The organism is Yinghuangia soli, from assembly GCF_021502675.1.
Taxonomy (GTDB): domain Bacteria; phylum Actinomycetota; class Actinomycetes; order Streptomycetales; family Streptomycetaceae; genus Yinghuangia; species Yinghuangia soli.
In genome coordinates, this window is the sequence record NZ_JAKFHA010000005.1 from 50,071 (window position 1) to 72,195 (window position 22,125).

Genomic DNA, 22,125 nt, shown 5'->3' on the forward strand with positions numbered 1-22,125 from the left:
CGATTGTCCCCAGGGGGTGCGGCTGCCCCGGGTATTTGGGCCTGGCATCCCCCCGTTCGGCCGATTCCGCAGAGAGCCCGCACGAGCCTGTGCTCGATTCCGTCCGGGGACTCGGAACTCGGGCTCCGGGACTCCGGTGCCGGGCGCTGCGCGCGCCAGGCGTTCACGTGCGGAAGGCGCCGTCTGCGCCGGAAAAGCCGGTGCGCGCAGGTCACATGCCGCGCGACCATCTCCCATGGACGCCATGAGCGACGCCCCGCAGAGCCGCCCCGAGCCGACGACCGCGCCCATCCCGCTGCGCGACCCGCAGGACAGCCGCTACTGCGATCTCCCGCCCAGCACGCTGTTCATCCCCGACGAGCGGGCCCGCCAGGCGATGGTCTTCGATCCGGCTCTCAAGCAGTACGGAGACGCCTTCCGCGCGGCCGACCCCGACATGGCCGACGCCGAACTCGGGGAGGCCTGGCGCGCAGCCCGCCGCCGCGCGATGGACGCCGTCCTCGTGGCTGTCGCGGCGTCGCCATGGGCGGGCAGCCTGGTGCTGCGCGGCAGCGTCCTGCTCCGGGCCTGGTACGGCGCGGCTGCTCGGGAGCCCGGCGATCTCGACTTCGTCGTCGTGCCCGGCACCTGGGCGATCGACGCCCCGGACACCGACCGCATGATCGCCGACCTGGCCCGCCGCGCGGCCCACGCGGCCGGCGGCGAGCGCCTGGCGTTCTACCCCGAACTCGCCCGCAGCGACGAGATCTGGACGTACGAACGGGTGCCCGGCCGCAGGCTGGTGCTGCCGTGGGCCGCACCCGGTGTGCCAGGCGGAGTCGTCCAGCTCGACTTCGTCTTCGGCGAGCAACTGCACGCCGCGCCCGAGACGTACGGCATCCCGCTGGCCGACGGGGGAGCGGCGGAAGTGCTCGGCGCGACGCCGGAACTGTCCCTGGCGTGGAAGCTCGTCTGGCTGCTCTCCGACTTCCACCCGCAGGGCAAGGATTTGTACGACGCGGTCCTGCTCGCCGAGTCGTCGTCTCGCCCGCTGTCCCACGAGCTCATGGACCGCGTCTTCGCCGACCACGAGGACGCCGACCACCTGGCCCGTGTCAACCTCACCGACCTCTGCCAGGCGGCCCGCAGCGTGGACTGGCAGGGCTTCGACGCGGACCATCCCGGCCTCGTTCCCGATCCGGACCGGCTGCCCTGCCGGCTGGCCGCCGCGGTCGCCCCGGCTTTCGGTCCGGTCCGGTCCGTCCCGCAGGGCGAATACCTCCGGGTCCACGTCGCTCCCGCGGGGCCGCAGGGGTGGTGCGTGCGGCCGCGCTGCGCAGACGATCCCCAGGAAGGAGATCTGCCGTGACGGACCCCTCGACCCCGCCCGTACCGCCGGCCGGCGTCCCGGCGGTTCCGGCCAGCCCGTCCGAGATCCTCGGCACGCCGCCCGACCCCCGTGACGAAGGACCTCGGCACCCCGAGACCCTTATGCGCATTCCCGACTCCCGGGTCGCGCAGGAGCTGGTCTTCGACCCGGCCCACGCCTGGTATGGGCAGTCCTATCGGGCCTCGGAGCCGAGCTTCGGCGATCCGGTGCTGGCCGCAGCCTGGCACGCCGCCCGGCGATGCGCGATGGACACCGTCCTCACTGCGCTGGCCGGTTCCCCTTGGGCGGACAAGCTCGTCCTGCGCGGCAGCGTCATGCTGCGTGCCTGGCTGGGCGAGGCCGCGCGGGAGCCCGGTGACCTCGACTTCGTCGCGGTGCCGCGCACCTGGAAGGTCGGCGACCCGGCCACGCAGGTCATGCTCACGAGCATCCCGCGCCTGGTCGCCGAGGAGTCGGACCGCCGGAACCGCGGCGGGGTCGTCTTCGCCGCGCAGTGGGCGCGCAGCGACGAGATCTGGACGTACGACCGCGCCCCGGGCCGGCGCCTCGTCCTGCCCTGGAGCGCGCCCGGCATCCCCGGCGGGCTCGTCCAGCTCGACTTCGTGTTCGAGGAGACCCTGCACGTCGAGCCGGAGCCGTCCGCGATCCCGCTCGCGGGCGGCGGCACGGCCGTGCTCCTGGCCGCGACGCCTGAGCTCTCGCTGGGCTGGAAGATCATCTGGTTGCTGACCGACCTCTTCCCGGAAGGCAAGGATCTCTACGACGCGGTCCTGCTCGCCGAGTGGATGCCGCTGCCGCTGCCACGAGACCTCATGGGGCTGCTGATCGCCGATCTGGAGGACGCGCAGTATTACGCCGACGTGGACCTCGACGAGATCCGCCGGGCCTGCGACGACGTGGACTGGCGCGGCTTCGCCGCCGACTACCCCGGCCTCGCGGTCGACCAGGAGGACCTCGTCCGCCGTCTCCTGGCCGCGCTCGCTCCGACGTTCGGCGCGGAGCAGCCGGGCTGACCCGGGCTCTCGGCCCTGCACCACCCCGTTCCGTATCCGGGCATGCACTCCGCGACGGTGGTGCATTCTCCCTCCGTGCGGTACGTCTAGGGAGTCCCGGTAGGCGCCAACGGTCGGCGATACCGCAGGCCAGAGGTGCATCGGAGGTGGGCGGATGGCAGAGGGGAAGCCCTGGGCGTCCCGGGTGCGGGGCTGGCTGCATCACGATGCCGATCCGCCGCCGGCCCGGCCCGAGCGGGCCGCGGAGCTCGCCGTGCTGGCCGAGCGGCTGATGGCCGCGGAGCGTCCGCTGGTCATCGCCGGGTCGGGCGTCGTCGCCGCGGACGCCGTGCCCGGGCTGCGCGCGCTCGCCGCCGAGGCCCGGGTCGGCGTCTACAACACCTGGCGGGCGAAAGGCGTCCTGCCCTGGGACAGCGACTTCCACCTCGGCACCATCGGGCTGCAGGAGCGCGACCTGGAACTGTGCGAGCTCGACGGGTACGACCTGGTCCTGGCCACCGGCATCGTCGAAGGCGAGCCGCCCGCCCTGCCGGACGGCCTGGACACGGTCCACTGCCCGGTCGAGGACCTGGAGATCCTCGCCGTGCGCTGCGCCGACCGCGAGGGCGCCGAGACCACCGACGCCCCGCTGCGCGAGCGGCTGGCCGCCGTGGTGCAGAAGGCATGGGGCGGCGCAAAGCCGCCGCTCGCCCCGACCTTGATAACCCGCCAGTACGCGCTGCTGCTCGGCGACCGCGGCATGGTCGCCGCCGACGCCGGGACGGCCGGGTTCTACCTCGGCCGGACGTTCCCCACGCTGCGCCCGCGCACAGTTGAGCTGCCCTTGGCGCCGACGCCCGGCTTCGCCGCCGAGGCGGTCCTCGCCCGCCGCTCGGTCGAACCGGACCTGCCCGCGCTGGCCCTGGTCGACGGCACCGGACCGGACGCCGCGACCCAGGCCGTCGTGGATGCCGCGGCCGCCCGCGGCATCGCCGTACCGGTCGTCTGCTGGTCCCCGGACGGCCCGCAGGTCGGCATCGAAGAGCACCTCGACGACGTCCGCAAGGCCGTGGCCGCGAACCGGCCCGTCGTGGTGGCGGTCGGCTACGACGCGGCGCAGCTCGCCGATCTCGAACATGTGGCGGGCCACATCACCGCCTGGCGGGTCTGACCGGCGCGGCTCCCGGACTTATAGGTTGGCCGCCGCCTCGGCCCTGGGCGATCGCTGCCCGTCGGCCGGGTCCGCAGAGCACGGCAGGACCGAAGAGGACCGAAGAGCACCGCAGGGACCGCAGAGGACAGAAGGAGAACCGGTGGACGACTCCGACGTGACCGAGATCGTGGCCTCGGTACGCCGCTTCATCCGCGACAAGGTCGTACCGCTCGAGACCCGCATCGACGAGACCGACAGCATCCCCGGCGAACTGCGCGAGGCGGCCGCCGCCATGGGCCTGTACGGCTTCGCAATCCCCGAGGAGTACGGCGGCCTCGGCCTGACGATGAGCCAGGAAGTGCCCCTGGTCATGGAGTTGGGCTGGACCACGCCCGCCTTCCGGTCGCTGTTCGGGACCAACAACGGCATCGCCGGACACGTCCTGCTGGAAGGCGCCACCGAGGAGCAGAAGAAGCTCTTCCTGCCGCGCCTGGCCAGCGGCGAATGGACCGCGTCCTTCGCGCTCACCGAGGCCGAGGCCGGCTCCGACCCCGGCGACCTGCGCACCACCGCGCGCCGCGGCCCGGACGGCGGATGGATCCTCGACGGCGCCAAGCGCTTCATCACCAACGCCCCCGTGGCGGACGTCTTCATGGTGTTCGCGCGCGACGCCGACCACCCGGGGCGCGGCGGCGACGGAATCTCCGCGTTCCTCGTCCCGGCCGGCACGCCCGGTCTCACCGTCGGCCCGCGCGACCACAAGATGGGCCAGCACGGCGCCTGGACGGCCGAGGTCTTCCTGGACGCCGTCGCGGTCCCGGACGGCGCGCTGATCGGCGGCCCGGAAGGCCTCGGGCAGGGCTACCGCACCGCGATGCGCTGCCTGGCGCACGGCCGCCTGCACATCTCGGCGCTGTGCGTGGGCCTCGCGCAGCGGCTGCTGGAGGAGACCGTGTCGTACGCCAAGACGCGCAGCCAGTCGGGGCATCCGATCGCCGAGTTCCAGCTGATCCAGGGCCTCATCGCGGACAGCCAGACGGACGTGTACGCGGGCCGCGCGATGGTGGCCGCGGCCGCCGCGCAGTTCGACAGCGGGGAGGACGTGCGCATGGCACCCTCTTGCGCCAAGTACTTCTGCAGCGAGATGGTCGGCCGGGTCGCCGACCGCGCGGTGCAGGTGCACGGCGGGGTCGGGTACATGCGGGGCGTGCCGGTCGAGCGGTTCTACCGTGATGCCCGGTTGTTCCGTATCTACGAAGGCACCAGCCAGATCCAGCAGATCGTGATCGCCAAGCAGTCGCTGGCCCGCGACGGGCGGATGTAGCGGCTGCAGGCGAGGCGGTCGGGCGGGGCGGCAGGGCAGGGCGGTACGGGCAGGGCGCGGTACAGGCAGGGCGTTACGGGGCAGGGCGTTACGGGGCAGGGCGTTACGGGGTAGGGCGTTACGGGGCAGCAGGGCAAGCGCGCAGGGCATCGCGTGGCAGCGCGGCGCGGCGGATCCGGAAGGGCATCAGTGCGGCAGGAGCAGCGGACTACACGGGAGAGGGGCCGGGGGATGCACACCAGCTTCTGGGCGGAGATCGCCGCACGGGCGGATGCCACGCCCAAAGCCGAGATGATGGCCGACGACCGCGGCAGGCGCATGACCTACGGCGAATACCGCACCGCCGCCGAGAAGTTCGCCGCGCACCTGGCCGAGCGCGGGGTGCGCGAGGGCACGGTCGTCACGTGGCAACTGCCGACCTGGATCGAGTCGGTCGTCGTGGTCGGCGCGCTGGCCCGGCTCGGCGCGGTGCAGAACCCGGTGATGCCCATCTACCGGGAACGCGAACTGGCGTTCGTCACGGGCCAGGCCGGCAGTCGCCTGCTCATCGTCCCGCCGGTGTGGCGCGGCTTCGACTACCCGGAGATGGCCGCCGCGGTCGCGGCCCGGACCGAGGGCCTCGACGTCATGGTGCTGTCCGGAGACCTGCCGGACGGTGACCCCGCGCTCCTGCCGCCCCCGCCCGCCGTCCCGCAGAGCCGGGAACAGGCCCCGGTCCGCTGGTACTTCTACACCTCCGGCACCACCGCCGACCCCAAGGGCGCCCGGCACACCGACGCCACCGTGCTGGCCGCGGGCATCGGCATGTCGGACCGCATCGGCTGCGTACCGGGGGACAGGGTCGGCCTGGTCTTCCCGTTCGCGCACATCGGCGGCTGCACGACGTGGCTGGCGTCGTCGGTGGTGCACGGGGTCGCGATGATCCTGACCGAGGCGTTCGACCCGGTCGCCACCGTCGAACTCCTGCGCCGGGAGCGCGTCACGCTGGCCGGCGCCGGGACCGTCTTCCACCAGACGTACCTGGCCGCGCAGCGCCGCGACCCGGGCACCCCGCTGTTCCCCGACGTACGCTGCTTCCCGGGCGGCGCCGCGCCCAAGCCACCGGGGCTGCACGCCGAGGTCAAGAAGGAACTGGGCGGCGCGGGCATCGTGGCGGGCTGGGGCCTCACCGAGGCGCCGATCCTGACCATGGCCGGCCCCGAGGACCCCGACGAGGCGCTCGCCGCCGCCGAGGGCCGCCCGAACTGCGGCGTACGGCTGCGCGTGGTCGGCCCGGACGGCCGCGAGGTGCCGCCCGGCGGCGAGGGCGAACTGCGGGCCAAGGGGCCGCAGGTGATGCTCGGCTACCTCGACGCGTCGCTGGACGCCGAGGCGTTCGACGAGGACGGCTGGTTCCGCACCGGCGACCTCGGGCGCATCGACGAGGGCGGCAACGTGTACATCACCGGCCGTCTCAAGGACGTGATCATCCGCAAGGGCGAGACGATCAGCGCCAAGGAGATCGAAGACCTGCTGAGCGCCCACCCGGCGGTCGCCGAGGTCGCGGTCGTCGGCCTGCCGGACGCCGCGACCGGCGAGCGCGCGTGCGCAGTCGTCGTCGCCTCCGACCCGGCCGCCCCGCCGACGCTCGACGCACTGGGCGAGTTCCTGCGCGGTCAGGGCCTCATGGTGCAGAAACTGCCCGAACGGCTTGAGGTCGTGGGGGTGCTGCCGCGCAATCCGGCGGGGAAGGTGCTGAAGAAGGAGCTCAAGGAGCGCTACGCCTGAGCCGGTTGCCCGGTTGCCCGGTTGCCCGGTTGCCCGGTTGCCCGGTTGCCCGGTTGAAGGGTTGCCCGGTTGAAGGGTTGCCCGGTTGAAGGGTTGGCCGGGCTTGCATACCCAGTCGCCTGGGCCGCGCGGGCCGGCCTGCGGTCGCTGACCTGCCCGGGCGCGTCTGCCGGCCCACCCACGAGCACGCCCGCCGACTTCGCTGCCTGCTGAATGGCTTGCCCGTCCGCATGGCTGCCTGCGCGTCCGTCGGCCAACCGCCCGCCGGCCGGCCACCGCGCAGCCCGCGGGCCTGCCCCGGTCGGGGGCTGCGCGGTCAGGCCTTGACCGCGTCGCGGGCTGCCTGCGCGAAGGCGCGTACCAGCGGGCTCGCGCCCGAGTTGCGCCACACCAGGCCCCAGCGCAGTAGCGCCATGTCGTGGATCGGCACGAACGCGATGTCCGCGCGCTGGAAGTACTTCGGGGCGTGTGCGGGGACCGGTGCCATGCCCAGCCCGGCGGCGATGTTGGCGAGCGTCTCGTGCACGGTCGCGACCGCGGGGCCGCGCGGGATCGGCTTGCCGCTCGGCGTGACGCGCGGGTTGATGGCCTCTTCCCAGTAGGCCGGGATCGACTCGGCGGACTGCAGCACCGGGCCCTCCACCAGGTCCTCCAGCGACACCGTCTCGCGCTGCGCCAGGTGGTGCCGGGCCGAAACAGCCAGCACCATCGGCTCGGTGACCACCACCGGGCCGACCGTCAGATCCGGCTCCTCGACCGGCAGCCACACCAGCTGCACGTCCACGGTCCCGGCCCGCAGCGGCCCGAACGGATCGCTGATCTGCGCCTCGCGGATCTGCAGGCGGCACTCCGGGTGGCGTTCCCGGAACAGGTCGGTGACGGCGTGGATCTCGTGCAGCATCGCGTCCATGATGCCCAGGCTCAGCACCCCGGTCAGGCCCTTCGCGGCGGCCGCGGCGCGCTCCAGGCCCTCGTTGATGCGCCGGTAGCCGTCCGCCAGGTCGTCGCGCAGCTGCGCCCCGATCGGGGTGAGCGCGACGTTGCGGCTGGTGCGTTCGAACAGCGGTGCCCCGATGCGCCGCTCCTGCACCTTGATGGCCTGGCTGACGCGGGCGCGCGAGACGAGCAGGCGGTCGGCGGTGCGTCCGAAGTGCAGTTCCTCGGCGAGCGTCAGGAATATCTCGATGTCGCGCAGTTCCATGTACCCGTCCGTCCTGTCCCGTGATCGAGCGTGCCGGACGCGAGCGGCCGGACCGGTAACCCATGGGTTAACCGAGGTTCTCATCTTGGCCGTTGTTCGGCCCGCGCGGGTGCCGCAGGCTTGAGACATCGAAGGAACGGGCCCCAAAGGCGCCGGAACCGCCGAGCGCAAGGACCGCGGACGCGGACCTGCCCCGCCCGGAAGGCCGTCGGCCGCAAGGGCGCCCCCGGGTCGCGCAGACCATCCCCATGTGCCGAGAAAGGAGACCGTCATGCCCAAAACCGCCGTCGTGATCGGACCGGACCGGAGGTCGGGCGGCGAAGTTGCCGCGGGCCTGGCCGAGTTGCTCGGTACCGAGGCGACCGTCCGCAGCATCACCGACACAGCCAAGGCCGTCGCGTTCGCCCACGCACTCGCGGCGGCGGGGAAGCAGGCGGACATCGTGGTCGCGGCCCCGGCGGCGGGGATCGAACCGGGTGTGCGGATGGCCGACCAGGTCGCCGCGTACCTCGACGCCAACAACGGCGATCTGCACCTGATCATGAACGCGTACCTGCCGGTGCTCGCCGACGGCGCGCGGTTCGTGGTGGTGTCCAGCACGCTCGGGTCGCTCGACCACCTGCCGCTGCGGCTGCGCGGACGGTTCGACGGCTTCCCGGAGCCGTCCCAGGCGTCCCCCGGGGCCGCACTCGCCTCCGGACTTGCCCACCTGGACGAGGTGCTGGCCGCCTACGCCGAAGCCGTCGCCGCAGGCACCGCAGCGGCCGAGGGCTGGCCGGCCTGGATCGAAGTGGCCTCGCGTGTCGGCCAGATCGCGGCGATGCGCTGCCTGGCCCGGGCCCTCGCCGACGTCCGCGGGAAGCGCGACCTGCTGGTCGGCGCGGTGTGCGCGGACCCCGACACCGCGGGGGTCGCCCTCGACGAGGTGCTGTGGGCCGCGACGCTGCCGCCGGGCACGCGCGAGCCGTACGGCCGGATGCTCAAGCACCGCACCGCCATGCCGTTCGCGTACGCGGGCTGACCGACACCGTTTCCGAAACAAGACCGCCGCACCAAGAGTGCCGAACCAAGACGTCCGAACCAAGCTGCCGAACCAAGACTTCCGAGGAGCAACCACCATGGCTGTCATCGACCGTCCCTCCACCGCTGCTTCCGCCGCCGCGCCGCTCACCGCTACCCCGGCACCGCGCGACGGGGTCCGCAAACTGCTCGTCTTCGGAACCGTCGCGTCGGCGGTGATGGCCGCCATCTACGTGGCGTTCAGCGTCGCGGTGATGCCGATCCTGGGCCGCAAGAACGACGCCGACTTCGTCGACGCCATGCAGCGGACCAACGTGATCATCGAGAACCCGGCCTTCTTCGTCCTGTTCTTCGCCGCCTTCGTCCTGCCCGCACTCGCGGCCTGGAAGATGCGGAAACGCGGCGGCGGACCGGCGCTCCGCTGGGCCGTGGCATCGGCCGTTCTGTACGGCATCGGCGTACTGACCACGATGGCGATCAACGTGCCGCTCAACGAGACCCTCGCGTCGACCGGCGACGCCGACCCGTCCGGCGTGCGGGCCGACTTCGAGGCGACGTGGAACGCCTGGAACGCGGTGCGCGCCGTGCTCTGCCTCGCGGCGACCGGGGCCGTGGCCCGCGCACTGTACCTGCACCGGACACCCCGCGCCTGACCCTTCTGCCCGTCCTGTGGACGACCCGGTACCCGGCTCCGGCTTCTCCACAGGCCCGTCCGTTGAGGCCCCTCCCGGCCCCCGGCAGCCGCAGTATCGTCGTGCACAGCGACGCAACTGCGCCGCCGGGGGTACTCGGGTTCCGGGGGGAACACCATGAGCACTACAACTGCTACCGGTGACGGCTTCGTCGACCTGGCCAACGGCTATGCCGTGCAAGCGCCAGGCCTGCGCATGACCGTCACGCTGCACGACCGCCACGACAACGTCCCGAACCTCGACGAGAGTTCCCTGGGCCCCGCGGACCCCGGCGTCGGTACCGGGCGCGACATCGAGGCCGACGCCGAGGCGGCCGCCGCCGACGCCGCCGACCCGCGCGGCCAGGCCGAATCCGCCGCCAACCTGCTGACCCGGCAGACCCTCATCGTCGAGGCCGAGCCCCTGCCGCCCGGCGCCGGCGGCGCCGCCCACGACAACGTCGTCCTCACTGTCCCCGACCCGCAGCCCGGCACCTTCCAGGTCCTCCGCTACCAGGACGACGCGGGGCTATGGCACTGGCGCGTGCCCGCGCCGCGCACCGAACAGCCTGCCGAGAACGAGTCGGCCGTCCCCGAACCCGCCACTCCCGGAACCCAGTTCGTCATCCCCCGCGCCGCCCTCACCGCACCGCCCGCCGACCAGCCCGACCAGCCCGTCCTCGATGAGGGCCTCATCGGCGCGATCGCCCGCCAGGTGGTGCGCAAGTTCGCCGTGCTCGTCTACCCGATCGTCGACACCATCGCCGATCCGCTGATCGACAAGATCTGGCAGAAGCGCGAACTGGCATCGCACCCTTACGGCGTACGCACCTTCACGCCCGACAACTACACGACCCCGCAGGCCGCCGGGTCAGCCCTTACCACCGCCGAGGATTGGTCCCGCCTCGGCACCGGCCGCACACTGCTCTTCGTCCACGGCACCTTCTCCACCTGCCACGGCGGCTTCAGCGGCCTCGACCAGGCCACCGTGCAGGCTCTGCACGAGCGCTACGAGGGCCGGGTGATCGCCTTCGACCATCCGACGGTGTCGTTCTCGCTGACCCACAACATCGACAAGCTCCTCGAACTCACCCACGCCACCGGGCCGCTGGACGTCGACATCGTCGCCCACAGCCGCGGCGGCCTCGTGGCCCGCGAGCTGATCCGCCGCCAGCACGCACCCGACGCCAAGTACCGCGTCCGCAAAGTGGTGTTCGCCGCCACACCCAACAACGGCACCCCGCTGGCCGACCCGGACCACGTCGTCCGCTTCATCGACCGCTACGCCAACCTGGCCGGCCTGCTCCCCGGCCCGGCCGCGGTGGCGGGCGACATCCTCTCCGGCCTCATGACCGCCGTCCAGATCCTCGGCCACGCCGGCCTGGCCTCGCTCGACGGCCTCTGCGCGATGGACCCCCAGGGCAAATCCCTCGAAGACCTGCTCCCCGGCGCCGCCGGCACGGAGTACTACGGCATATCCGCGAACTTCGAGCCGGGCCCCGACCTCACCCTCAAGCTCAAGGCCGGCGACCTGCTCATGGACGACATCTTCGGCATGGAGAACGACCTCGTCGTCCCCACCGCAGGGGTCTGCCGCCACGACCTGGCCGCCCGCGGCGCAGCAGGCTTCCCGATAGCCGACGACCGAACCCTGCACTTCCCCGCAGAAACCGCCGTCTGGCACAGCTCCCTGTTCCAGCACCCGCAGACCAGGGAAAAGCTCCTGACCTGGCTCACCGCGGCCTGACCGGGCCTAGCCCACCGACGGTACGGCGCCGACCAGCCTCCGAAAGTCGGGGCACGAGGCAATGTCCTCGTGCCCGCACCAGGTCTTCCACGAACTCGTCGACCCGGCCAGGGCCCTGGCCGAGGCCCGACGCGTACTGGCTCCTCGGGGGCGGATCGTCCTGACCGGCCAGGACTGGGACGCCGTCGTGGTCGACTCCGAAGACCACCTACTGACCCGAACCCTGATTCACGCCCGCGCCGACCTGGTCGTCGGCCCCCGCACTGCCCGCCGCTACCGCAATCTGCTGCTCGACACGGGATTCGTCGACGTCACGGTCACCGTGCACACGACCGTGCTCACCGACGCCGACCGGATCCTCGTCGCCATCCCCATGTTCACCGCCGCGGCAACCCGTACCTGACCTTCCTCACCGCCCCTGGCAACTCCGCCACAGCCGCCACCCTCCCGGCTGCCACCCGCAAGGGTCTCCCCGTCCAACCGAAAAGGACTGTCCGATAAGCGGATCATGGTGATAGGAATCCGGCCGTGGACACGACTCCGGAGTTCTCCGACCTGCTGCGGCTGATCGACGAGCGGTCGGCTGCATTCCGGGCCGCGGTGGCGGCTGCGCCCAGCCTCGATGCGCAGGTTCCGACCTGCCCCGACTGGACGTTGTCCGATCTGATCCGGCACATCGGCGAGGGTCGCCACGCCTGGGCGGCGACCGTTGCCGCCGGACCCAAGGCCACCGCCAAGTCCACCGCGGCGGGCGCCCCGCCCGCGCCCGGCGACCCCGAGAGCATCCAGGCCTGGCTGGCCGCATCGACACACGCCCTGCTGGACGCACTGCGCGAAGCCGGGCCCGACCGCGGCTGCTGGATGTGGTGGGGCGACTCCCAGTCGCCGCCCACCTGCCATGCCGTCGCCCGGCACCAACTGCAGGAACTCGCCGTCCACACCTACGACGCGCAGCTCACCGCAGGTGCACCGCAGTCGTTGCCCGCGGAGGTGGCACTCGACGGCGTCGAGGACTTCCTGTCCACCTGCTGCTCGACGTCGAGCCCCTGGCCGCACAAGGCCACCGCGTTCGACTTCCACGCTGCCGAGGGTCGCTCGTGGCGCCTGACCGCAGATGCCACCGGCGCGCGCTACACCCGCAACCCGACCGCCGACGACCCCGCTCCTGGTGTCTCGGTCCACGGCTCCGCCGGCGACCTCGTCCTCTTCATGTACGACCGGATCCCTCTGACGTCCCTGCGCGTCGACGGCGACTCGGGTCTCATCGACCTCCTCCGCGCCTGGGACCCCGATCAGTAGGAACCCCTGCACGCCGCCAACGACAATTGCCAGGCGTCCAGTTGGTCGAATCCGGCAGTATCCCCGCAAGGACTCGTCACCACGTACGCACCTGACCCGCGAGCAATTCGTCGACGTCGCGCGGGCTGCGCTGGGGGAGCGTCGCAGCCTCGCGGCCGTCGAGCGCATCCGGGGTGGCACCAAGAAGGGCGTGTACCGGCTCGTCCTCGAGGACGCCTCGACCGCGGTCGCGTACGTCTGGAACGACGCCGAGAACTACTGGCCGACCACGCCCGGCACCGACTCCGACGACCACCGGGACCCGTTCTCGGCGGCCACTGGCATCGACCTCTTCGAGGCCGCCCACCGGCACCTCACCGCTCTCGGCATACGTACGCCCCGCATCCACCTGGCCGATCGGAGCAGGACGTACCTGCCCGCCGACGTCGTCGTCCTGGAAGACGTGACCGGAGGCAGCCTGGAAGCGCTGCTCCGAGCCGACCCGGCCGCCGCAGCGCGGCCTCTGGCCCGACTCGCCGAGGCCCTCGGCGCCATGCACGGCCACCGTGGCCCGCGCTTCGGGAAGGTCGCACTGATCGACGCGGGCAGGGCCTCGCACGGCGAGTCCTGCGAACAGGTGCTCCTGGAACGAGCGTTGACCGACTTGGCCGAGGCGGCATCCCGCGACACCCGGCTCCGAGGCAGAGACCGCGACCTTGAAGCGGCCGTCCGCGGTCTGGCCGCCACCGTGCAGCCGCGTACCGAGTACGCACTCATCCATGGCGAACTCGGTCCCGACCATGTCCTGGTCGATGCGGCGGGCGAACCGGTGATCATCGACATCGAAGGACTCATGTTCTTCGACGTCGAATGGGAGCACACCTTTCTCCACCTGCGCTTCGGCGAGCACTACCCGGCAATCGCCGCCGCCTCCGCTGCCGACCTCGACCCGCAGCGCATCGCGTTCTACGCCATGGCCATGCACCTCTCCCTGATCGCCGGCCCGCTGCGCCTGCTCGATGGAGACTTCCCGGACCGCGACGCCATGCTCGGCATCGTCGAACACAACCTCGCCGCCGCGCTCGCGTTCCTCCCCCGCGCCGCGGCCTGAATCCCAGGCCCCGCCCCACCGCCGAACGGTGGAATTTCGCCGTGTCGCCGCCCTGCTCCGCAGCCCGGCACGTCCGCCTGCCCATGCTGCCGGAGACGCGGGGTGGCGCGGCCACTCCGGGACACCGACTCCCCGGGAGGCACCGGATGCGACGCCCGAAGCGGCTCACCGCCAAGACCGCGGCCCTTGCGGTCATGGCCCTGCTTGCCACCGTGCCCGCACCCGTGTCCGCCCAGGCCCACAGCCCGCAGCCCCGCCCGCACGCCGGCCAGGACGCGAACCTGCGCGCCGAACTCGCCGAACTGGTCGCCCGCCCGGACGGCCCGCCCGGGGTGATCGCCGTACTGACTACGGACGGGCGCACCAAGGTCTATCGCGCAGGTGTCGCCGAGGTCGGGAGCCAGCGCCCGCCCCGACCCGGCGACTACATGCGCCTGGCGAGCGCGTCCAAGGCGTACACCGGCGCGGTCGCCCTGTCGCTCGTCCGCTGCGGCCTGCTGGGCCTCGACGAGACCCTCGGCCAACGCCTGCCGCACCTGCCCGCGGCTTGGGCGTCCGTCACCCTCCGGCAGCTGCTCAACCACACCAGCGGCCTGCCGGACTTCAGCGGCTCCCAGGCCTTCCGCGACATCCTCCGCGCCGACCCGCACCACCTGTTCGACTCGCGCCGCCTGCTGGACTTCGTCGCCGAGAAGCCGCTCAACTTCCCGCCCGGAAGCCGCTACGAGTACTCCAACTCGGACAACATCGCCGTCGCCCTGATGGCCGAGGCAGCCAGCGGCCGGCGGTACGAAGACCTCCTCGCCGACCTCGTCTACCGCCCGCTCGGACTCCGCAGGACCAGCCTCCCCAGCGGCTTCCGGATGTACGAGCCCTACATCCACGGCTATGCCGTCGCCCCGAACGAGCCGCCGGAGGACGTCAGCGAACTCATCGGCATGTCGGGCGTCTGGGCTTCGGGAGCCATCACCTCCACCCCGAACGAGACCGGCGCCTTCATGCGGGCCTGGGCAAGCGGCGCGCTCGTCGGCCCGGCAGAGCACACCGAGCAGTTCCAGTTCGTCGACGGCGGCGCATCCGAGCCCGCAGGCCCCGGGCGCAACGACGCCGGCCTGGCCACCTTCCGCTACACGACCCGCTGCGGCGTCGTCTACGGCCACACCGGCAACACCGCCGGCTACACCCAGCTCGCCGCGTCCACCGAGGACGGCCGCCGCTCCCTGACCTTCTCGGTGAGCGCCCAGATCAACAAGACCAGCAACCCGGCCCTCCTCGAGCGCATGCGCGCCATCCAGGAAGACTTCGTCTGCGCCCTGCTCACCACCCCCTGACGCCGCCCCTCACCCGGAGTCGCCCGGCGACCGGATCCCCCGCTCCGCAAACGACTCGGCCACGCGGTCGAACACCCCTGCCGCAGCCGAGTCTTCGACCCCGAGCAACAACTCGCCGGTCTGCGGATCGTAGGCGGACAATCCGGTCGCCGCCTCGACGACCGCCGCGATCGCCTTGAGCCTGTCGACAACGCCGAGCGCGGCGTCCCCCGAGGTCCAAAACGGCACCGACATCGACCACTCGCCGGCCAGACAACTGACCTCGATGCCGGTCTTCCGGTGCCCCATGCACCAACTCGGCGGCCCCGCACTCACCTCGACCCCGCCGAGCAATTCGCCCACACCACGCACCACGTCATCCCACCCGGTCGGCAGGCTCTCGTCCCGGACGCGATGCTCCAAGGCATCCAACGCGTCCTCCCACGACTGCCCCGCCTCCCGCGCCAAGAAGTACACGTCATAGCTCATGGCCGCGCACCCTAACCCCCACTAACGACAGCCCCCGCTCCGCCCGCCCCTCCATGCTCGTTACCAAACACCCCCAGGAAGCCCGGACCCCGGCAAGCACCAGCGCGGACACCCCACCGAGCCCAGGAGCCCGACTCTTGGGGTGCAGGCGTCCGCCCTGATCAGGTGTTGGTGCGTACCACGACTGACCGGGCCATGAGATCAGCGGCCGCCCGGACTTGCGCGGCGTGCGTTGCCGGCGACTGGGCGGTGATAACGAGCACATGGCTTTCAGTCAGCGCGACGAGGTGGTGGCTTTGCTGCCAGGCGGCGCCGTCGTGCTGATACGCAAGTTCGACCGCTTCGAATGCGCCCTCGGTGCGGTGGTCGACGAGGGCCTGGCCGGGAGCTGCGAGCCGGGCGGGGGAGGGGATTTGGTCGCGGCTAAGCGGGCCTTGGAGATAGATCGTGGAGCCCGCCGGTCCGAACAGCATGAACGGGGTGGAGTTGTCGCCCGCAGGCGGGGAGTCGATCGCGAAGCCTTCCGGCCACTCGACTGAGAACGGCGTCGTCTCGATGCGCCAGACCTGCTCGGCGGGTCCTGCCAGAACCTCGACGACTTCGTCGGCGGTCTGGGTGTTCGCGAGTTGGACCGAGGGCTTCTCTGCAGATCCGGCGACGATGGCGGTGCGGGCGGCCTGGCCCTCCCAGCGAGTCACGCTCACCGTGCCGGGCGCGTCGACCGTACGCTCGAAGGTGTAGGGCCAGACCGGAATCAGCGTCATGCCGAATCCGGTCAGCCGAGCGAAGACATGGCCCATGTGCCCCTCCCAGGTCAGAGGGGCCTCATGATCGCATCCGGTCTGCGCTGTGAGACCAACCCGCCCCGAGCGGATGAAACGGTCCGGTCATGCGACGGCCTGTTCGGGGGCACCTTGGATCCGGCTCCGCGCCTGGGCTGTCCGGCTGGGAGGGTGAGTTGATGAGTGATCCGGACGCCCCGCCGCTTCCGCCCGGTCGCGGGGAGGTGGCCGCCTGGTGGCATGCGCTGGCAGCGGGTGAGGTGACCCGTGAAGCGGTGCATGCGTGGGCGGTTCCATGGGTGGAGGGCGACGGTGCCTTTGCCGACTTCGAGGACCCTTTGGTCGTAAGCGCCCTGCAGCACCTGCACGGTTTCGACCTCTGCGAGGATCCAGGCCGCCCCGGCGTTGTCTGGCACGGGAGGGCGGGCGAGGGCAGATGGTGTCACTCCCTCGACGGCATCATCGGGGGACTCGCCCGATGGCTCGAGAGCTGCGCTCTCTACGATGCGGATCCACGGGGCTGGATCCAAGCGGTACGTGAGCAGGCAAGGGCCTTCAACCAAGCGGAGGAAGTGCCGCGCGGGCCATACTGACCGCCCGGAGGCTCGCTGTGGTGACGACCGGATTCAAACGACTCGGTCCCGGGGGGCGCAACCATGGACTTCATCGAGGTCGTCATCGACGGTCCGATTCCGGTGGACCGTGATGACGTGGAGGATTCTCTCTCCGCGGCGCTGGACGGAGTCGGCGAGGTCAGCGGCGCCGGCACCGGCAGCTTTGTATCGAACCTCGACCTGGACATCGATCCAGAGGCCGATCGCGACGACGTCCTTCGACGAGTGTTCGCCGCTCTGCGAGAGCTCGATCTCGGGGGCTCGGTCCGGGTTCGGCCGGGCGACGGATCCGAATGGTTCCGCCTCGGTGAGTGGTGAGCCGGTTCGTTCGCGCGAACGTCCGGTTGCGGTTGCCTCGGGCTAGAGTGCACGCACAACACAGAACGAGGAAGCTCATGTGCACGTCCTTGACGACCCGTGGGATCTGAGCGATCGCGCTCGGGGGTTTCTGGCCCGCGTCGGAGACCGGGTGGAACAGGCCGATCGGCCAAGTGAGTTCATGACGGTGCTCGACCGGCGCGGCAAGCGTGTTCCGGCGCCGTTCGCGTTGGTGCTGAGGCGTGAAGGGTACGCGAGGCGGTTCGGGGGGCTCCGGTACCCGGTACGACAGTGGATCGACTTCCCGGACGGCCCGCTCCGATACGACAGAGACTGGGAGTTCACGCTCGTCGACCACGCTCGACAGGACGTCCGCGGATGCGCCTTCGAAGTCGTCGGTGAGTGTGTCGCGAGCCCCGTCCCCTATATGCAGCACGTCGATGGACGGTTCGGGATCGCCGAGGCGGAGACGTTCGCGTTCGTGCCGCTGTACGCGTCGATGCTTCAGGTGATCGAGTCGCATGCACTGCTGGACGCCTGCGTGGACGCGGAGCGGCTTGCGGTGCCGCCGTTCGGTGCGGCGCCCGAGGAGTTCGCGGCGAGCCTGCCGGTGGCGGCGGAGGCCTCGGGGCCTCGGCAGCGGTGGTACGCCGACGACCGGTACGTCGTACGCGAAACCTTCCTCCGGACCGCGGCGGAACCGCGGCGGACCGGGTGGCAGGTCTGGGCGTGGTGAACGGTCGGTAAGGTCGGCGCCGGCTTCTACGGTCCGCCTCTGGGCCACCATCCCCAAATCGTCGTGGATCTCAGCGTGCCGTCCGCCGCCGCAGAACCCGTGGCGGCGCAGGGACTTGGGTGGTTGGTGGCGGAAGGGATCGTCCTCGCCGACCGGATCGACTGCATGCTGGGAGTGCCGTTGGGGCATCCCCCCGGGCCGGAGCGGGCACGGGCTGTGGCCGCGGAGGAATGGGAGCCCTCCGGAGGCTGCGGCATACGGTCCGCGACGTCAGACGGTGGCCGTCGCAACGGCGCGGAACGCTTCCGCGAGCTCTTCCGGCGTGGCCGAGGTGGAGAGCGTCGTATTGGCGAACGCTGCTGGCGGGCACGATGTGCGGGCAGTTGCATCGAACTCGAAGCGGGCGACCTCGGTACCGGTACTGGTCTCCTTGACCACCACGCTGTAATGCCCCAAGTGGAGCTTGAGGTTGCCTAGTTGCTTGTAGAGGCAGTTGCTTATGTGCGCGCCGTCAGTCCTCGTCATGCAGGCCACAAGCTCGATGTCGTAGGGGGAGGCGGCCCCTTCGATATCCCACTCGGCGGGCAGCCGCCGGTAGTCGGGGGACGTCCAGAAGGAGCCGTTTGCGCCGATGCGGGGAACCAGTACGATCCGATGCGGCCCCGGTCCTCGGTACGGCTTCGTCGGGAAGCCGCGGGCCTCCCCGGTGCACAGCCGGTAGAAGTGGTCCAGTTTCAGGGGCTCCTGGGCCGAAGGGCTCGGCGACGCCGACGCGGGATGACTGCCCGCCCTCGTCGGCGGCGCTGATGGAGCCGTATTGGCGGACGAGGGCCCGCCCGCCCGCTGGCACGCGCAAACCCAGGCCAACGCCAAGGCCATCATGAGGGGGAGCATCCGTCGCGGCATGACCTTCGTTACCCCGCCGACCCCGTTGGGCACTCGCGGATGTCGGTGGCGCCTTCTACGGTCCGTGTATGGGCCACCATCTCCAGACTGTCGTGGATCTCAGCGTGTCGGCCGCGGCCGCAGAAGCCGTGGCGGCGCGGGGACTTCGGTGGTTGGTGGCGGAAGGGATCGTCCTCGCCGAGCGGACCGACTGCGTGCTCGGGGTGCCGTTGGGGCATCCGCCCGGGCCGGAGTGGGGACGGGCGGTGGCCGCGGGGGAGGGGGAGCCGTACGGAGGGCTCAGGGTCACGACGGGACGGGTCGGCTTCGACGCGGGGCAGTACCCGCCCGCGTACGCGCAATGCCCGCACTGTGCGTCGCGCATCGCCTTGTACACCGAGGATTGGGACGTGATCCCCGGCGCGTGGCTGCCGTTCGACGCCGCCATGGACCGCTGGTACGAGAGCGGCGCGGCCGCAGTGGTCTGCCCGGATTGCGGCCGTGCCGGGGATCTGACCGCCTGGACTTGGGACCACGACCGCTACGCGTTCGGCTATTTGGGCTTTGCGTTCCGCGACTGGCCGCGGTTCAGCCCGCAGTTCCTGGCGGCCTTCGGCGACGCCTTGGGCGGGCACCGCGTCGTGGTCGTCGGCGGCGCCGTCACCGGCCGTGTGCGTGGCTTGAATTCGCTTGTCCGGTAATGGGCTTCATCATCCTGTGATCGAATATCCGGCCGCGGGCCGGATGCGTGCGGAGCTCGACGCACGCGCGTGCCCCGTGTCCCATCAGGTCACGGAAGGGGTCATCATGAGCGACGAACTCGCGGTCATCGTCGACAAGTACGCCATCACCGACGTCGTGAACGCCGTCTTCGACACCGTCGATGCCAAGGACTGGACGGCGGCCCGCGCGCTGTTCGCCGACGAGGTCGACCTCGACTTCACCAGCCTTGCGGGCGGCGATCCCGTGCGTCTGCCGGCCGATGCGCTCGTGGAGGGCTGGATACAGGGGCTGCACCCCTTGAAGCAGAGCTTCCATGCGGTGTCCAACATCCGCGTGCAGCTGGACGGCGACTCGGCCCTCGTCGACACCAAGGGCTACGCGTACAACCTGCTCGCGGAGGAGGTCGGCGGCGGACTCGGCGGCGCGAAGTGGGAGGGCTGGGGCGCCTACCGGCTGGCACTCGTGCGGGTGGCCGGCGCTGCCTGGCTGGTGACTGCGCTTGCCTTCGACGCGTGGCACACCGTGGGCGACGACGCAGTACGTACGCACGTGCAGTAGTCGTCAGAGGCGGCCATACGACGCGGCGCATGGGAAGTGCGCCGCGCCGGTCCGCCACGCGGGTGGGCGTACCTGCCCGGAGAAACGCGGCAAAACGCCCACAATGGGACGGCCATGGAACTGACCATCGTCGCCGTCCTCGGCGTCATCAGCATCGTCGCCGTCGCCTCGGTGTCCCGGCGGCTGGGCGTCGCCGCGCCGCTCGCTCTGGTGGTCGTGGGCATCGGCCTGAGCTTCATCCCCGGCCTGCCGCGCATCGAGGCGGATCCCGAGTGGGTGCTCGCCGGCGTCTTGCCCCCGCTGCTGTACGCCGCCGCGGTACGGATGCCGGCCGTCGACTTCCGGCGCGACTTCAAGGCCATCGCCGGGCTTGCGGTGCTGCTGGTCGCCGTGACGACGCTGTGCACCGGCCTGGTCTTCGAGGCGCTGCTGCCCGGGCTCGGCCTTGCCGCCGCGTTCGCGCTCGGGGCGGTGGTGAGCCCCACCGATGCGGTCGCGGCGACCTCGGTCGGCAAACGCCTCGGCCTCCCGTCCCGCCTGCTGACCATCCTCGAAGGCGAAGGGCTGGTCAACGACGCCTCCGCGCTCGTGCTGCTCAGCTCTGCGGTCGCCGCCATCACGCACGACGTCGCCTTCGCCCGCATCGGCCTCGACTTCCTCTACGCGGTGGCCGCCGCGATCGCGATCGGTGTCGCGGTCGGCCAGGTCAACGTCCGCGTACGGGCGCACCTGGACGACAGCGTGCTCAATACCGCGGTCACGTTCGTCATCCCGTTCGTGGCGTTCGTGCCGGCCGAGGAGATCCACGCGTCCGGGGTGCTGGCCGTCGTGGTCACCGGACTGGTCACCGGCCACCAGAGCCCCCGCTTCCTGCGCGCCCAGGACCGGGTGACCGAGGCGCTCAACTGGCAGACCGTCGCGTTCCTGCTGGAAAGCGGCCTGTTCCTCTTCATGGGACTCCAGCTCAAGACCCTGCTGGACGACGCGGACCGGGCAGGCGTGGACGTCGGCAAAGCCGTCTGGATCGGCCTGGTCGCCTCGGTGCTCGTGATGGCGCTGCGGATGGCGTTCGTCGCCCCGCTGGTCGCGTCGCTGCGCCGCGAGGCCAGCCGGGCGGAGACCTGGCAGCCGGTGCTGGAACGCATGCGCGGCCAGGTCGCCGACCTCGAACCCGGCACCGTGGTCCGCGGCAAGAAGGTCACCGACGAGCGCAAGGAGCGCCTCCAACTCCGCATCACCCGCCGCAAGAGCGACCTCGAGTTCGCCCTCGCCGAGAGCATCGGCTGGCGCGGCGGCGTGGTCCTCGGCTGGTCCGGCATGCGCGGCGCGATCACCGTCGCCGCCGCGCAGACGCTGCCCGCGGACACCCCGTACCGCACCGAACTCCTGCTCATCGCCTTCGTGGTCGCGGTGACGACTCTGCTCGTGCAGGGACTCAGCCTGCCCAAGGTCATCCGCGTCCTGGCCATCCCCGGCGACGACACCGCCGCCGACCGAGCCGAGTACGCCGCGCTGCTCGACGAACTCGGCGACCGCGCCCGCGAGATCCTGGACGCCTCCGACCTCGCACCGGCGGACGGCACCGATCGTTACGCCGACATCGTCGTGGACCGGGTACGCAACGACACCCGCACCGGCTACCGCAAAGCCGCAGAGGCCGCCGGTGGCAAGCAGGCGGGCAGCCCCGGCCCCGGCCCCGGCCAGGGCCCCGGCTCCGGTTCCGGTTCCGGCCCCGGCTCCGGCTCCGCGGACGCCACCGACCCGCGCGAGCAGTACCGCGAGTTGATACTGCGCGTCCTCGCCGCCGAGCAGGACGAACTGCTGCTGGCCCGCCGCGCAGGCGCGTACAGCTCACGCACCCTCGGCCGCGCCCAGCACGCCCTCGACATCCAGCAGGCCCGGCTCCAGCAGATCCCCGAAGCCGACGGGTAGGTCCGGTCGGAACGGCACAGCAACCTGCCGGGGCACGTCGACGCGAGCCGTGCCAGCAGAGCAGGTCACGTAGCCTCGGAGCGTGGAAACGATCAAGAACGGGCCGGCCGACCGCGGGGACCCTGCCGCGGCGGACGCGGCGGAGC

Annotated in this window: 22 protein-coding genes; 18 read left to right on the plus strand and 4 right to left on the minus strand. The window is 71.6% G+C overall.

Features of this window, described 5'->3' with window-relative positions; genetic code table 11:
• Window positions 1-235 precede the first annotated feature (235 nt).
• The 5 genes from LZ495_RS11430 (at window position 236) to LZ495_RS11450 (ending at window position 6,605) form a co-directional block, all read left to right on the plus strand.
• Entirely contained in the window at window positions 236-1,348 is a 1,113-nt protein-coding gene (locus LZ495_RS11430; RefSeq protein ID WP_235051998.1) for a nucleotidyl transferase AbiEii/AbiGii toxin family protein, read from the plus strand.
• Entirely contained in the window at window positions 1,345-2,382 is a 1,038-nt protein-coding gene (locus LZ495_RS11435; RefSeq protein WP_235051999.1) for a nucleotidyl transferase AbiEii/AbiGii toxin family protein, read from the plus strand. Before LZ495_RS11430 ends, LZ495_RS11435 begins: the two co-directional genes overlap by 4 nt.
• Before the next feature lie 154 nt (window positions 2,383-2,536).
• Complete coding sequence (locus LZ495_RS11440; protein WP_235052000.1) at window positions 2,537-3,532, plus strand: acetolactate synthase large subunit family protein; 996 nt, start codon at window positions 2,537-2,539, stop codon at window positions 3,530-3,532.
• Window positions 3,533-3,674: 142 nt separating this feature from the next.
• Window positions 3,675-4,838 (plus strand): acyl-CoA dehydrogenase family protein, encoded by a 1,164-nt coding sequence (locus tag LZ495_RS11445; RefSeq protein ID WP_235052001.1) that lies wholly within the window; start codon window positions 3,675-3,677, stop codon window positions 4,836-4,838.
• A 231-nt stretch (window positions 4,839-5,069) separates the two neighbouring features.
• Window positions 5,070-6,605, plus strand: a complete 1,536-nt coding sequence (locus LZ495_RS11450) for an AMP-binding protein (RefSeq protein WP_235052002.1) — start codon at window positions 5,070-5,072, stop codon at window positions 6,603-6,605.
• 316 nt (window positions 6,606-6,921) lie between these two features.
• Here the strand turns inward: LZ495_RS11450 and LZ495_RS11455 are convergent, their stop codons facing one another.
• On the minus strand, window positions 6,922-7,806 hold the full coding sequence (locus tag LZ495_RS11455) for a LysR family transcriptional regulator (protein WP_235052003.1): 885 nt from the start codon (window positions 7,804-7,806) through the stop codon (window positions 6,922-6,924).
• 271 nt (window positions 7,807-8,077) lie between these two features.
• On the opposite strand from LZ495_RS11455, the gene LZ495_RS11460 reads away from it, so the two are divergent.
• From LZ495_RS11460 to LZ495_RS11490, 7 genes are all read left to right on the plus strand, one after another.
• Complete coding sequence (locus LZ495_RS11460; protein WP_235052004.1) at window positions 8,078-8,827, plus strand: hypothetical protein; 750 nt, start codon at window positions 8,078-8,080, stop codon at window positions 8,825-8,827.
• A 97-nt stretch (window positions 8,828-8,924) separates the two neighbouring features.
• A complete protein-coding gene (locus LZ495_RS11465; protein WP_235052005.1) occupies window positions 8,925-9,479 on the plus strand; it encodes an anthrone oxygenase family protein in 555 nt (184 codons plus the stop codon).
• 156 nt (window positions 9,480-9,635) lie between these two features.
• Entirely contained in the window at window positions 9,636-11,243 is a 1,608-nt protein-coding gene (locus tag LZ495_RS11470) for an esterase/lipase family protein (protein WP_235052006.1), read from the plus strand.
• Window positions 11,244-11,304: 61 nt separating this feature from the next.
• On the plus strand, window positions 11,305-11,646 hold the full coding sequence (locus tag LZ495_RS11475) for a methyltransferase domain-containing protein (protein WP_308267952.1): 342 nt from the start codon (window positions 11,305-11,307) through the stop codon (window positions 11,644-11,646).
• Window positions 11,647-11,771: 125 nt separating this feature from the next.
• Window positions 11,772-12,542 carry a maleylpyruvate isomerase family mycothiol-dependent enzyme gene (locus tag LZ495_RS11480; RefSeq protein WP_235052007.1) on the plus strand — a complete coding sequence of 257 codons (771 nt, stop codon included), beginning with the start codon at window positions 11,772-11,774 and terminating at the stop codon, window positions 12,540-12,542.
• A gap of 190 nt (window positions 12,543-12,732) precedes the next feature.
• Window positions 12,733-13,632, plus strand: a complete 900-nt coding sequence (locus LZ495_RS11485; RefSeq protein ID WP_308267954.1) for a phosphotransferase — start codon at window positions 12,733-12,735, stop codon at window positions 13,630-13,632.
• A 146-nt stretch (window positions 13,633-13,778) separates the two neighbouring features.
• Window positions 13,779-14,963, plus strand: a complete 1,185-nt coding sequence (locus LZ495_RS11490) for a serine hydrolase domain-containing protein (RefSeq protein ID WP_235052008.1) — start codon at window positions 13,779-13,781, stop codon at window positions 14,961-14,963.
• A 9-nt stretch (window positions 14,964-14,972) separates the two neighbouring features.
• On the opposite strand, the gene LZ495_RS11495 is transcribed toward LZ495_RS11490, so the two are convergent.
• Both LZ495_RS11495 and LZ495_RS11500 read right to left on the minus strand, forming a co-directional pair.
• Window positions 14,973-15,431 (minus strand): hypothetical protein, encoded by a 459-nt coding sequence (locus LZ495_RS11495; protein ID WP_235052009.1) that lies wholly within the window; start codon window positions 15,429-15,431, stop codon window positions 14,973-14,975.
• A 161-nt stretch (window positions 15,432-15,592) separates the two neighbouring features.
• Entirely contained in the window at window positions 15,593-16,231 is a 639-nt protein-coding gene (locus LZ495_RS11500) for a hypothetical protein (RefSeq protein ID WP_235052010.1), read from the minus strand.
• A 161-nt stretch (window positions 16,232-16,392) separates the two neighbouring features.
• Between LZ495_RS11500 and LZ495_RS45450 the strand changes: the two genes are divergently transcribed.
• From LZ495_RS45450 to LZ495_RS11510, 3 genes are all read left to right on the plus strand, one after another.
• Window positions 16,393-16,806: a YxzC family protein gene (locus tag LZ495_RS45450; protein WP_505011341.1), complete on the plus strand. Its 414-nt coding sequence runs from the start codon at window positions 16,393-16,395 to the stop codon at window positions 16,804-16,806.
• Between the two features lie 63 nt (window positions 16,807-16,869).
• Window positions 16,870-17,145, plus strand: coding sequence for a hypothetical protein (locus tag LZ495_RS11505; protein WP_235052011.1), 276 nt, complete (start codon window positions 16,870-16,872; stop codon window positions 17,143-17,145).
• Between the two features lie 79 nt (window positions 17,146-17,224).
• The gene (locus tag LZ495_RS11510) at window positions 17,225-17,881 is read left to right on the plus strand and encodes a hypothetical protein (RefSeq protein ID WP_235052012.1); all 657 of its coding nucleotides are present in this window, start codon (window positions 17,225-17,227) and stop codon (window positions 17,879-17,881) included.
• A 270-nt stretch (window positions 17,882-18,151) separates the two neighbouring features.
• On the opposite strand, the gene LZ495_RS11515 is transcribed toward LZ495_RS11510, so the two are convergent.
• Window positions 18,152-18,763 (minus strand): hypothetical protein, encoded by a 612-nt coding sequence (locus tag LZ495_RS11515; RefSeq protein WP_235052013.1) that lies wholly within the window; start codon window positions 18,761-18,763, stop codon window positions 18,152-18,154.
• A gap of 92 nt (window positions 18,764-18,855) precedes the next feature.
• Here LZ495_RS11515 and LZ495_RS11520 point away from each other — a divergent pair, with 92 nt between their 5' ends.
• The 3 genes from LZ495_RS11520 to LZ495_RS11530 all read left to right on the plus strand — a co-directional run bounded on the left by LZ495_RS11520 (window position 18,856) and on the right by LZ495_RS11530 (window position 21,979).
• Window positions 18,856-19,467: a hypothetical protein gene (locus LZ495_RS11520; RefSeq protein WP_235052014.1), complete on the plus strand. Its 612-nt coding sequence runs from the start codon at window positions 18,856-18,858 to the stop codon at window positions 19,465-19,467.
• Window positions 19,468-19,573: 106 nt separating this feature from the next.
• Window positions 19,574-20,047 (plus strand): nuclear transport factor 2 family protein, encoded by a 474-nt coding sequence (locus LZ495_RS11525; protein ID WP_235052015.1) that lies wholly within the window; start codon window positions 19,574-19,576, stop codon window positions 20,045-20,047.
• Between the two features lie 114 nt (window positions 20,048-20,161).
• Complete coding sequence (locus LZ495_RS11530; protein ID WP_235052016.1) at window positions 20,162-21,979, plus strand: cation:proton antiporter; 1,818 nt, start codon at window positions 20,162-20,164, stop codon at window positions 21,977-21,979.
• Window positions 21,980-22,125: the final 146 nt, after the last annotated feature.